Annotated in this window: 13 protein-coding genes; all 13 read left to right on the forward strand. The window is 49.1% G+C overall.

The features are described 5' to 3' along the window. Positions 1-32: 32 nt before the first annotated feature. The 13 genes from pseB (at position 33) to PSH91_RS08325 (ending at position 12,386) form a co-directional block, all read left to right on the forward strand. The gene (gene pseB / locus PSH91_RS08265; protein WP_305467826.1) at positions 33-1,031 is read left to right on the forward strand and encodes a UDP-N-acetylglucosamine 4,6-dehydratase (inverting); all 999 of its coding nucleotides are present in this window, start codon (positions 33-35) and stop codon (positions 1,029-1,031) included. A gap of 3 nt (positions 1,032-1,034) precedes the next feature. Continuing rightward, complete coding sequence (gene pseC / locus PSH91_RS08270; protein WP_305467828.1) at positions 1,035-2,195, forward strand: UDP-4-amino-4,6-dideoxy-N-acetyl-beta-L-altrosamine transaminase; 1,161 nt, start codon at positions 1,035-1,037, stop codon at positions 2,193-2,195. Then, the gene (pseF, locus tag PSH91_RS08275; RefSeq protein WP_305467830.1) at positions 2,192-2,899 is read left to right on the forward strand and encodes a pseudaminic acid cytidylyltransferase; all 708 of its coding nucleotides are present in this window, start codon (positions 2,192-2,194) and stop codon (positions 2,897-2,899) included. The genes pseC and pseF overlap by 4 nt, the downstream gene beginning before the upstream one ends. Then, positions 2,896-4,008 (forward strand): UDP-2,4-diacetamido-2,4,6-trideoxy-beta-L-altropyranose hydrolase, encoded by a 1,113-nt coding sequence (gene pseG / locus PSH91_RS08280; protein ID WP_305467831.1) that lies wholly within the window; start codon positions 2,896-2,898, stop codon positions 4,006-4,008. Before pseF ends, pseG begins: the two co-directional genes overlap by 4 nt. Positions 4,009-4,048: 40 nt before the next feature. Beyond that, positions 4,049-4,531 carry a UDP-4-amino-4,6-dideoxy-N-acetyl-beta-L-altrosamine N-acetyltransferase gene (gene pseH, locus PSH91_RS08285; RefSeq protein WP_305467832.1) on the forward strand — a complete coding sequence of 161 codons (483 nt, stop codon included), beginning with the start codon at positions 4,049-4,051 and terminating at the stop codon, positions 4,529-4,531. An 11-nt stretch (positions 4,532-4,542) separates the two neighbouring features. Beyond that, a complete protein-coding gene (pseI, locus tag PSH91_RS08290; protein ID WP_305467834.1) occupies positions 4,543-5,604 on the forward strand; it encodes a pseudaminic acid synthase in 1,062 nt (353 codons plus the stop codon). A gap of 31 nt (positions 5,605-5,635) precedes the next feature. After that, on the forward strand, positions 5,636-6,553 hold the full coding sequence (locus PSH91_RS08295) for a polysialyltransferase family glycosyltransferase (RefSeq protein WP_305467836.1): 918 nt from the start codon (positions 5,636-5,638) through the stop codon (positions 6,551-6,553). Between the two features lie 229 nt (positions 6,554-6,782). Next, positions 6,783-7,772: an O-antigen ligase family protein gene (locus tag PSH91_RS08300; protein WP_305467838.1), complete on the forward strand. Its 990-nt coding sequence runs from the start codon at positions 6,783-6,785 to the stop codon at positions 7,770-7,772. Beyond that, entirely contained in the window at positions 7,765-8,262 is a 498-nt protein-coding gene (locus PSH91_RS08305; RefSeq protein WP_305467840.1) for a DapH/DapD/GlmU-related protein, read from the forward strand. The genes PSH91_RS08300 and PSH91_RS08305 overlap by 8 nt, the downstream gene beginning before the upstream one ends. Next, on the forward strand, positions 8,246-9,469 hold the full coding sequence (locus PSH91_RS08310) for a polysaccharide biosynthesis C-terminal domain-containing protein (RefSeq protein ID WP_305467842.1): 1,224 nt from the start codon (positions 8,246-8,248) through the stop codon (positions 9,467-9,469). Before PSH91_RS08305 ends, PSH91_RS08310 begins: the two co-directional genes overlap by 17 nt. Before the next feature lie 421 nt (positions 9,470-9,890). Beyond that, a complete protein-coding gene (locus PSH91_RS08315; RefSeq protein ID WP_305467844.1) occupies positions 9,891-11,105 on the forward strand; it encodes a glycosyltransferase family 4 protein in 1,215 nt (404 codons plus the stop codon). Next, complete coding sequence (locus tag PSH91_RS08320; RefSeq protein WP_305467846.1) at positions 11,105-11,698, forward strand: sugar transferase; 594 nt, start codon at positions 11,105-11,107, stop codon at positions 11,696-11,698. Before PSH91_RS08315 ends, PSH91_RS08320 begins: the two co-directional genes overlap by 1 nt. 46 nt (positions 11,699-11,744) lie before the next feature. After that, entirely contained in the window at positions 11,745-12,386 is a 642-nt protein-coding gene (locus PSH91_RS08325) for an acetyltransferase (RefSeq protein WP_305467848.1), read from the forward strand. Positions 12,387-12,487 lie beyond the last annotated feature (101 nt).

A 12,487-nucleotide genomic window follows, 5' to 3' on the forward strand; every position in this document is an offset into this window, starting at 1 on the left:
TTTAAAAGTTTAACTTAAGCGGGATTGATCAAATGTTCACTAACCAAACAATTCTCGTCACTGGCGGAACTGGCTCCTTCGGCAACACTTTCGTACCAATGACCCTGGCTAAGTATAATCCGAAGAAAATCATCATTTTCTCCCGTGATGAGATGAAGCAGTGGGACATGGCGAAGAAATTCGAGGGTGACCCCCGCGTGCGTTTTTTCATTGGCGATGTACGTGACAAGGACCGTCTCTACCGTGCCCTGGATGGTGTCGACTACGTCGTGCATGCTGCCGCCACCAAAATCGTGCCGACCGCCGAGTACAACCCGTTCGAGTGCGTCAAGACCAACATCAATGGCGCCATGAACTTGATCGATGCCTGTATCGACAAAGGCGTCAAGCGCGTGGTCGCACTGTCCACGGACAAGGCCAGCAGCCCGATCAATTTGTACGGTGCGACCAAGCTGGCTTCGGACAAGCTGTTCGTCTCTGGCAACTCCTATGCCGGTGGGCATGACACCCGTTTTGCCGTCGTCCGCTACGGTAATGTAATGGGCTCGCGTGGTTCGGTGATTCCGTTCTTCATGTCAATCAAGGACAAGGGAGTGCTGCCTATTACCGACGACCGCATGACCCGCTTTATGATTTCCCTCGAAGAAGGTGTTGAACTGGTTTGGCACGCTTTCGAAGATATGGAGGGCGGCGAGATATATGTGAAAAAGATTCCGTCCATGAAGGTCACGGATTTGGCACGTGTGGTCGCGCCCGAAGCCCGGCAGGAAATCATCGGCATTCGTCCCGGTGAAAAGCTGCATGAGCAGATGATCAGCGCAGAGGACTCGTACTACACCTATGACTACCCCGAGCATTACAAAATCCTGCCGGTCATCAATAACTGGTCGACATGCGCCAAGCGTATCAAGGATGGCACAAAAGTCCCTGATGGCTTTGTCTATTCCAGCGACAATAATGCCGAGTGGATGAGCGACGAGGAGTTGCAGGTCTGGATTGATACGAACCGCGAAAAGATAGGGAGCATCTGATCCATGATCCCTTACGGTCGCCAGGACATCACCCAGACCGATATCGATGCGGTTCTGGAAGTATTGAAATCTGACTTCCTGACTCAGGGCCCCATGGTGCCGCGTTTCGAGCAGAGTGTGGCGCAGCATGTCGGCGTTAGTCATGCGTTGGCTGTGAACAGCGCCACCTCGGCGCTGCATATCGCCTGCTTGGCGCTTGGGCTTGGTCCCGGCGACCGCTTGTGGACCACCCCGATCACTTTCGTCGCCTCGGCCAACTGTGGTTTGTACTGCGGAGCGGAGATAGACTTCGTCGATATCGATCCGCAAACCTATAACCTCTGCCCGCAAGCCCTTGAGCGTAAGTTGGAGCGTGCCAAGCATGAAGGCAAGCTGCCCAAGGTCGTGGTGCCCGTGCATCTGTGCGGGCAACCCTGCGATATGCAAGCCATTCATACGCTGGCCCGGCGCTATGGATTCAAAGTGATAGAGGATGCCTCCCATGCTATCGGCGGCAGATACCAAGGCGAATTCATTGGCAACTGCCGCTACAGCGATATCACCGTGTTCAGCTTCCACCCGGTGAAGATAATCACCACCGCCGAAGGCGGCATGGCGCTGACCAATGATGCCGAACTGGCCAGCAAGATGGCCTTGTTGCGTAGTCACGGCATCACCCGCGATCCGGCACTGATGACCCACGAGGCCGACGGCCCCTGGTACTACCAGCAGGTCGACCTCGGCTTCAATTACCGCATGACCGAGTTGCAGGCTGCTTTGGGTGTCAGTCAGATGACACGTTTGGATCAGTACGTGGCGAGTCGTCACCAGTTAGCTCGCCGTTACGACGAGTTGCTGGCTGAGTTACCGGTCATCACGCCCTGGCAGCATCCGGACAGCTACTCGGGGCTGCACCTGTATGTCATCCGCCTGCAATTGGGCAAGCTCCAAAAGAGTCATCGCCAAGTATTCGATTCCCTGCGGGAGCTGGGTATTGGGGTCAACCTGCACTACATCCCTGTGCATACCCAACCTTACTACCAACGTATGGGATTCGAGGTCGGCAACTATCCCTCGGCAGAAAGCTATTACAGCGAAGCTATTAGCCTGCCGATGTTCCAGACTATGAGCGAAGAACAGCAGGACACGGTTATTGCCGCTCTGCGTGAGGTGCTCAACGAATGAGACTGGCAGTCATCCCTGCACGAGGGGGCAGCAAACGCATCCCGCGCAAGAACATCAAACCGTTTTGTGGCAAACCGATGATCGTTTGGTCCATTGAGGCGGCGCTGCAAAGTGGCTGCTTCGATCAGGTCATCGTCTCCACCGACGATGCGGAGATCGCCGACGTCGCTCGCCAGTATGGCGCCAGCGTACCATTCACGCGTCCATCCGAGCTGTCCGACGATTACACCGGCACTCTCCCGGTGATTCGGCATGTCATCGAGTGGTTCAACGCCCGAGGGCAGGCGGTTGAACAAGTCTGCTGCTTGTATGCGACGGCCCCTTTTGTCCGAGTTGATGACATTCAAAGAGGGTTGCAGATCCTCGAAGAGACAGGTAGCGACTATGCCTTTTCGGTGACCACCTACGCCTTCCCGATCCAGCGGGCCCTTCGCCTCACCGAGCAGGGTAGAGTCGAGATGTTCAATCCCGAATATTTCAATACCCGCTCGCAGGATCTGGAGGAAGCCTTCCATGATGCAGGCCAGTTTTATTGGGGTCGCGCCAGCGCTTGGCTGCAAGGCAAAATGATTTTCAATCCCGGCTCGGCACCCGTCCTCTTGCCGCGCCATCGTGTGCAAGATATCGATACGCCGGAGGACTGGATGCGAGCTGAGTGGCTGTTCAAAGCTATGCAGGCGCAACAGGGTACAAATCAGCTATGAAGGTTGTCTTCCGCGCCGACGCCTCGCAACAGATCGGTACCGGCCATGTCATGCGCTGTCTGTCCCTGGCCGATGCTCTCAGTACCCGGGGTACAGAGTGCCGGTTTATCTGTCGCGAGCACCCCGGCAATCTGATTGAGTTCATTCGTAGCAAGGGCTATTTAGTCCATGGCTTACCTTTCAGTGAACCGCAAAAAGCAAGCTTGCTCGTGACCAGTGAAGCTGGTGGTGGGCAGGAATTGCCCCAGACTGATTGGCTCGGCACCACTCAGGAGCAGGATGTCGCCGAGTGTGCTGTCATCCTTGGCGAGCTGAACACCGATTGGCTAGTCGTCGATCACTACGCCCTCGATGCTCGCTGGGAAGTTGCACTCAAGCGGTACTACCACAAGTTGATGGTGATTGATGACCTAGCCGATCGGCCCCATCAAGGCCACCTGCTATTGGACCAGACCTTCGGTCGTAATCCAGCAGACTATGCTCCGTGGGTGCCAGCTACATGCACGCTCCTCTGCGGCTCGCGATACGCCCTGCTACGTCCCGAGTTTTCCGCACTGCGAGCCTACAGTCTGGCTCGGCGGGTAAATATGCAGCTAAGGCACCTGCTAATCACCATGGGCGGTGTCGACAAGGACAATGCGACCGGGCAGGTACTGCATGCCCTCCTGTCCAGCGAACTGCCCGCCAATTGCTGCATCACTGTGGTGATGGGGGCAACCGCGCCTTGGCTAGCTGAGGTTCGTCAGCTGGCTGAGCAAATGCCATGGGCTGTCGACGTTCGCGTAAACGTCGACGATATGGCACAGTTGATGGCCGATAGCGACTTGGCGATTGGCGCCGCCGGCTCGACGTCTTGGGAGCGCTGTTGTCTAGGACTTCCGACGGTGCTGGTGGTTCTTGCCGCCAATCAACAACAGGTCGCACAAGGTCTGGAACAAGCGGGCGCGGTCCATGTCGTGCAGGAACCACGGTTGATCACGGCGCACCTCCCTCAGGCACTGGCTTCACTGGTTTCATCGTCAGCCCTTCGGGCTTCCATGAGCCAAGCTGCGCAGCGCGTTGCAGACGGCAATGGGATGTCTACTGTAATCCAGCATCTGGAGTCTTGAAGTGACCGTAACAGCATCGGCTCCGCAACGAGTACGCCCGATGACAAACAAGGATCTCGAGCGGGTACTTGCTTGGCGTAACCACGAAGAAGTGCGCCGCTACATGTACACTCAGCACCAGATTAGCCTCATCGAGCATTCACGCTGGTTCGAGCGGACATCCCAAGACTCCAGCCGCCACCTGCTGATATTTGAAAGTAATGCGGTGCCTCTTGGCTTCATAAACCTTCATCAAATTGCTCCCGGTGGTGTGGCTGACTGGGGTTTCTATGTTGCTCCTGACGCGCCGAAAGGAACAGGCCGTCTACTGGGGTATGCAGTATTGCAACATGCTTTCACTCATCTAGCCTTGCACAAGCTCTGTGGCCAGGCGCTGTGCTTCAATACGCGGTCCATCAAGTTTCATCAGAGACTTGGCTTCCAGCAGGAAGGAGTTCTGCGTGAGCAACACTTTGACGGCCAGAGCTATCACGATGTTGTGTGCTTTGGCCTACTTGCCTCTGAATGGCAATCGAACCTCTGAGAGATAACCGTATGGCAACTATCCCAAGTATCAGCATTGCCGGTCGGCGCATCGCTCTCGATGCGCCGCCTTACATAATTGCCGAACTTTCCGCTAACCATAATGGCAAGCTGGAAACGGCACTGAAGATAATCGAAGAAGCAAAAAAGGCGGGCGCCGACGCCATCAAGCTCCAGACCTACACTGCCGATACCATTACCTTGAATTGCGATTCGGAAGAGTTTCAGATCCACGGTGGATTGTGGGACGGTAAAAGTCTCTATCAGCTTTACCAGGAAGCCCATATGCCTTGGGACTGGCATGCCCCGCTGTTCGAGCATGCGCGTAAATTAGGTATCACCATCTTCAGTTCGCCATTCGACAACACCGCTGTTGACCTGCTGGAAAGCCTCGGAGCTCCAGCCTACAAGATCGCCTCCTTCGAGGCCATTGATCTGGCTCTGATCAAATATGTCGCCAGCACTGGTAAACCGATGATCATCTCTACCGGTATGGCCGATGCGGAAGAGATTCAGGAAGCGATAGTGGCTGCGCGCGACGGAGGATGCAAGGAGTTGGCTATATTGCATTGTGTGAGTGGTTATCCTGCCCCAGCAGCAGACTACAACTTACGGACTATTCCCGACATGATCCAGCGCTTCGGCTTGGTTACGGGATTGTCTGATCACACGCTTGATAATACTACCGCTATTACAAGTGTTGCTCTGGGCGCCTGTGTGATTGAAAAGCACTTCACCCTAGACCGCAACGGTGGAGGGGCTGATGATAGTTTTTCTCTAGAGCCCGCTGAACTCACTGCGCTTTGTCGTGACAGTAAGACCGCGTGGGCTGCGCTAGGAAGAGTGGATTATGGTCGCAAGTCCAGCGAGCAAAGTAACGCAAAATTCCGCCGATCTCTTTATTTTGTGAAAAATTTGAAGGCTGGCGATGTGATTACTGAAGATGCAGTGCGAAGTGTGCGGCCAGGATATGGTGCTGCTCCGAAGTATTTAGGCTATGTGCTTGGTAAGAAAGTAATGTCTGATGTTTCTGCTAACAGTCCTGTTGTTCTGGAAGGGCTAAGAGATGCATAAGCGATATTTTATAATTTCTGAGTTTAAATAAATGAACGATAAGGTGTTGATTCTAGTAGAAACGCCATTTCAACTCTTATGCGCTTATGAGTATTTGCGTAAAAATCCAACTAATATTTCTTTATATATAAGGAATAGCGGTGTCGGCAGTAATGACCAGCAGATGAACGCTATGGTCAGGGATTTAAAACTTCAAGTAAAGAAGGAATTCTTGGTTAGGCCTGGCAATAAGGCGGATTATATTTTATCGGTCTTAAGCTTCTGGTTTAGCGGTTTTCATCGTTATGATAAGGTTGTTCTAGGTAGTTTTTTTTCTGGCTTCCAAAAGGTGCTTTCTTCTATTGTTCAAAAAAAAGAAATAGTCCTTTTGGACGATGGTGTGGCGACTTTATTGGCTGATAGAATAATAAGTGAGCGAGGAGGGAAATATTCAGTATTTAGCATATTTGATTTGAATAGAAAGAATTATGTTAATTGTGAGGTGAACCGGTTTGATTCAATTGCCGGTGAATATGATTGCAAGGAAAATGAAGATTATTCTGTTTTCTTTATAGGGCAGAAGTTGGTTGATATCGGTGCTATGGATATGGCTGCCTATATTAGAGTTCTAGAGGCTGCAGTAAGGGGGGCGCCTGGGTCAATTGTGCATTATATCCCGCATCGCACTGAAAGTTTAGAGTGTCTGGAGGCTGTGAAGGAAGTAAAAGGTCTCCAGTTATTACATGCGAATGTGGCTGTGGAGTACTTCATGTTACGGAATAAGTGGCGTCCGCAGAAAATATATTCAGTTAACTCTACGGCACTTTTCACGCTGGCGAGCCTGTTTCCTGACTCAAGGGCCGTTGCCATGATTCCGAGTACATTGAAGACGCAAATGTTTGTGCATCATGATCTGATAATGGAGTCTTTTGAAAAACATAAATCTATCGTGATAGATTATGTTTCATAGTTATTTGCAATAAAATTTATGTCGTGTTGTATGGTGGCGTAGGCTTCTTGCGTTAACAGTAAAATTATCTATAGGCCTCTAAATGCTTGGCTTGCTCACTTTTCTTTCGACGATTGTGTTTTTTTCTCCAGTCGTTAATCTATTGCTCCTCCCGATTGTCCTCTATAGATTGTTTTTGACTCGCTATGGGAGGAGTTTGAGTTATTTGAAGGTGGGGCATAAGATCGGAATGATGCTGTTGCTGTTGTCAGCGTTTCTGTCAGTTGCTGTATTTGTTTTTATGGAGCCTTTGATTGGTAATTTTGAAAAGTCAATATTAGGTGCTTTCCCCTATGTAGTGCTAATACTGATTTCTTTATTCGTGGGCATGGCATTTCGCAGGCACGATTTGATAGTGGTGCTTCTGCTGGTTTTTTTTGAAATAGCTGTAGGTTTTGCTGAATATATTGTTGGGGTTCATTCGTTTTTTTCGGTTGAGTCGAAAGGGCTGACTCAAATAGGTGACACTGAGTTGCTCTACTATAATCGGGTTTTCGGTTTGAGTATGAACTCCAGTGTTTATGCGTTCAAGGTCTTGGTTGGCTTTGTTATTCTGATGGCAATAAAGTCTGAGTTGTCTCGGCGGGTTTTTCTAGTTTGTTCGGTGGTACTTTCTGTCGGGTTTATTACGTCGTTCAATAGGACTGCCATTGTTGCTGCGGCGATTAGCCTTATTTTCTATTACGTGACTAATTGGAGGGTTGTGCTTTCCGGATGTGTGGTGGGTTGTGCGGTGGGCGCGTTCTACCTATCCACTATAGTTGATAATCTTACGCGTGGCAGGGGTGAGCTGGATTTGTCTGGCCGGGATTTTATTTTTTATGAGTTTTTTAATGTTCTGGATCAAAGTCCATTTTTCGGTAACGCTGCGCAAAAAGTTTGGCTAGAGATTAATGATGGTCTATATCATGCTCATAGTTCGTATCTTGAGTTTTTGGTGTCGAACGGTATCTTCATCTCGCTTGTGTTTTTTTCGGGCTATTATCTTCTGGTGTTACGAGGGCGAATGCTGGCAGCGTTACCCATATTGATCTATTCGGTGTTTCAATATGGGTTGCTTTGGGGGCTGGTGTTTAATGATGTAGTCTTTTTTGGGTTGATGTTCTATCTATTAAGATCGAAGTCCCCAAAAATTAATGTTGATGAAGTTGCCCGGGGATCAAAGGTGATTAATGTTTAAGCGCGTGATTAAGAAGACTCTTTCTGGTTTTTATTATCTGGCATCGGGGCGTAACTTTAATGCGCCAGCAGGACGCCCTAAGATAAACGGCTTCTGTAAATTCGGAGCGAAGTTGATTTTGGGAACTAACGCCAATTTTAATGGGGCTAGAACATATGGGGGTGGTAAGGTTTATATTGGGAATAACTTTCACTCGGGTGTGGGGTTGAAGATACTGACTCAGAGTCATAACTATAACGGCGAGTCTATCCCCTATGACAAAACGGTTATAGTGAAAGATGTCGTTATCGGTGATAATGTGTGGCTTGGTATGGGGGTAATGGTTCTGCCAGGCGTGCGAATTGGGGAGGGAGCAATTATTCAAGCCGGCTCGGTGGTTTCAAAGTCAATACCTGATTTAGCCATTGCGGGCGGTAATCCAGCCGAAGTTATTCGATTTCGTGATCAGGACCATTATTTTAAGATGAAACAAGATGCCTGCTATCTATAAAAATTTTGGCTTAGTGTTTAGTTACTCATCGGTCTTGTTAATGTCAAAAGGACTTACCCTTTTGGTAAGTTATATGGTTGCCTTCTCTGTGAGTAACACCGAGTTCGGCTATTTCTCACTTGCTCAAGCTCTGTTCGTTACTTCAGTTGCTTTGATGGGGTTTAACTCTTCTGCGGCGTATGTCAGGTATTTTTATAGCGAAGGAATTTCTGCCATTTATAAGGCATTAAAACGGATCTATTTACTGCTTTTTGTTATTTCTGTTTTATCTGGGTTGCTGTTGTACTTTGTGTTTATAGATCACAAATATTTCGTTTGGTTTGCGTTGCTTCCCGTTTCTGGCTTTTTGGCAGCACATATTGCTAGTTTTAATGCAATATATAGGTGTTCAAATAACTTTTCTGGTTATGCTTTCGCTGAGCTGGGAAGGCCCCTTCTGGTTTTTCTTTCGTTGACTGCCTTTCTGTTGATGGAGTTCGAATTTTCAGCTGTAGCGGTATATTTGGTTGTCCTTTGTTCCTCTTTGCTGTTGGTCGTTTCTGTTTCGGTCTTTCATCTTCGTTCAAAGTTGTTTAATAAGTCGCAGTCATCCTTGGGTGAGAAGGAGGTTGTGCTGTATTTATTTCCGTTGGTGATGGTTCAGTTGATGGCCTTGCTCAATAATGTTGGTGATCGATATATTTTGAGTGCCTTTGTAACTGTGGAGGAGCTTGGTAAGTATGGTAAAGCCTATCTTATTGGGTCGGCTGCGGGAATGCTCATTGATAGTTTTTCCTTATTGTGGGCGCCGCTAGTCGTCAGAAGAATCGGTGATTTTAAGACTGATCTGTATCCTAAGACCTTGCTTGTTTTTGGAGTTGCTAACTTACTGTCTTTACTTTTGCTGTCTGGGGCTGGCTTTGTTTTTGTCTATAAGAATTCATTTTTTTCTTTTGATTACCTTTTTTGGGTAACGGCGATTATTGTGCTGTCTGCATTTATGGCTCGTGTGGGGTATCAGATATTTGTACCCGTGCTGAGTGCCTATGATCTTACAGGTGTTGTCGCGAAATTATCTTTTGCTGGTGCGGTTAGCGGGATTGTTGCGAATTTTGCTTTGATTCCATTTTGGGGTGGTGTAGGGGCTGCTATAGCAACCTGGATTTCATTTTTTATCTTTTCCATTCTTTCGTTCTGGGTTGTACGAGAAAGAGTTCTTCGGGTATGAACCTGTATCAAATAAATAGTAATGCTTTGGATATGGACTCAGCAGTCGTATCGATTTTTGATGAGACTAACGGATAAAGCTATTTTCTTGGGTGGTATGACAATCTTTATCGTTGACTACCAATGTGGGCGTAAGCCTGTCATCAGCGCAGTGTCCGCCTGGTGGAAGAGCGTTTAGGGTGATCGATAATGTCGGGGATTCGTCAAGAAGGCTATATTTCGCTGGTGGCTCGAATCCGGTGAGCCGAGTGGAGGGCTCCAACTCTTGCAATGGTCAGCACACGCCGCCATTGGCGGCTTCAATACCTATCGCTGGCAGAGGAGGGGGAGTCGCGTTATTATCTGGACAAAGAACAAGTACCGGTATTGGAAGTTGAAGTCCATCAGCCGGGATCGTTAATTACGGAGTATCGCTGGATCCTATGAGAATTCTGTACTTTCATCAACACTTTTCAACCCCGAAAGGTGCGGTCGGCACCCGCTCTTATGAAATGGCTCGCCGTTTACTTGCGCGTGGTCATGAAGTGACGATGGTGTGCGGGAGTTATAGTGGCGGGGAGACAGGTCTGAGTCTGCCTTTTATTGGTGGTAAACGACGCGGAACAGTCGAAGGTATCAACATTATTGAGTTCGATCTGGCGTATGCAAATAGTGATGGCTTAGCAAAGAGAGTTGTGACCTTCGCCAAGTTTGCTCTGCGCAGTGTCGGTTTGGCGCTGACTGAGCGCTACGATCTAGTATTTGCAACTACTACACCATTGACGGCGGGTATTCCCGGAATTTTCGCTCGTTGGTTAAGGGCTAAACCGTTTGTATTCGAGGTGCGTGATCTGTGGCCGGAATTGCCCAAGGCTATGGGGGTGATCCGCAATCCTCTAGTGTTGGGTGCCATGTCGATACTGGAATGGATGAGCTATCGGTCGGCGCATAGGTTGATTGGCTTGTCCCCCGGGATAGTTGCGGGCATCGCTAAACGTGGGGTCCCGCCCGAGCGGATTGCTCTGATCCCCAATGGCTGCGATCTCGATATTTTTGCTGGCGACATCGAACCCTGGCGCCCCGAGCAGATAAAACCGGACGATCTGCTGGCTGTCTTTGCGGGTACCCATGGCGTGGCCAATGGTCTGGATGCGGTGCTCGATGCAGCAGCGGAACTGAAACAGCGTGGACGTGACAATATCAAGTTGCTTTTGATCGGCCAGGGAAAGCTCAAACCAGCTCTGCAGGCACGGGCGCAGCATGAGGCGTTAGATTGTGTTGTATTCCACGAGCCAGTTAACAAGTCTCGGCTTGCTGGTCTGATGGCAAGTACGGATGTTGGGTTACAGGTATTGGCAAATGTGCCTGCTTTCTACGTTGGTACCTCACCGAACAAGTTCTTCGACTATATTGCGGCTGGTTTGCCGGTACTGAACAATTACCCCGGCTGGTTAGCCGAGATGATCCGCGACAACCTGTGCGGCTATTCAGTTGAACCAGAAAATCGACACGCTTTTGCCGATGCGCTGGAGCAGGCTGCGAATGATAGGGCGGAAGCAAAGGAAATGGGCAAACGGAGCCGTGAGTTGGCTGAGCGAGAATTTGACCGCGAGCTTCTGGCGAGTCGCTTTGTCGATTGGTTGGAGGGGGTAAAGTGATGATCAAGCGTCTTACCGATATCGTCGCCTCTTTTTTCGGTCTTTTACTGTTAGCCCCAGTCATTGCTGTCGTTGCATGGCTGGTTCGCCGCAAGCTTGGTACTCCTGTGTTGTTCCGTCAGGTGCGTCCCGGCCTGAATGGTGAACCATTCGAGATGATCAAGTTCCGTACCATGCGCGATGCTGTGGATGCTGTAGGCAATCAATTGCCAGACGCCGAACGCATGACACCATTTGGCAGTTTCCTGCGCTCTAGTAGTTTGGACGAGTTACCGGAATTGTGGAATGTTTTAAAGGGTGATATGAGTTTGGTAGGCCCCAGACCATTATTAATGGAGTACTTATCTCTTTATACTCCTGAACAATATAGGCGTCATTTGGTTCGTCCTGGTGTCACGGGGTGGGCTCAAGTTAATGGGAGGAATTCTTTAAGTTGGGAGAAAAAGTTTGAGCTGGATACTTGGTATGTTGATAATCACTCGTTTTGGCTAGATGTGAGGATTGTGTTTCTTACAATCAAAAAAGTTGCTCTTCGTGATGATATAAATGAGGCGGGCGAAGCCTCTATGTCTAAATTTACTGGCACGAAATGATTTTTGTATGCCGGTAATGTGTTTCATTGTGCTGTAGGAGGTCGAAGTGGTACCAGCCAAAAGTTTGATTGTCATAGGATTTGGTGGTCTAGGCAAAGAGGTACATTGGCTGGCCGCGCGTTTAGGAGTTCACGTACGCGGTTTTCTCGACGATAATCCCAATCTGCTCGGCGCGGAGTTTTGTAATGCCACCGTACTGGGAACTGTAAGTGATTGGAAGGCCTATAGCGAGTGTGAGTTCATAATCGCGATTGGAAACCCTAGAATTCGTATGAGAATTCGAGATAAGATGCTTCAGTATGGCGTGCCAAATTTCGCTACGTTGGTTGATCCTAGTGCTGTTGTCGATTTCACTCAGGTTTCTGTGGGGGAAGGTAGTTTGATTTGCGCTGGGACGACCTGTACTGTTGAAATTAATATAGGTGCTCATGTAGTAATTAATCCAAGTTGTTCTGTTGCGCATGAGGTCGTTATTAGAGATTTTGTTACATTGGCGCCTAAGGTTGCTATTTCGGGCAACGTGCATATTGATTCGTTAGCAGAAATAGGCACTGGCTCATGTATTCGTCAGGGGCTTGATCTTGGTGCTGGTTCGATGTTAGGGATGGGAAGTGTTTTGACGAAAAATATTCCGGAGTCCGAGCTTTTTTTCGGTAATCCTGCAAGATATATAAAAAATATTGGATAAAGGCTGTCTGTTTTTGTTGGTTTCTCATTGTTGCTAGGGTTTGTTATTTAAGACATGTGGCCGCGAAGTAACTGGCGGTTTTCTTAGAATGCTAATAGAAT

Origin of the sequence: Pseudomonas sp. FP1154, assembly GCF_030687245.1 — a bacterium.
In the GTDB taxonomy this organism is placed as follows: domain Bacteria; phylum Pseudomonadota; class Gammaproteobacteria; order Pseudomonadales; family Pseudomonadaceae; genus Aquipseudomonas; species Aquipseudomonas rhizophila.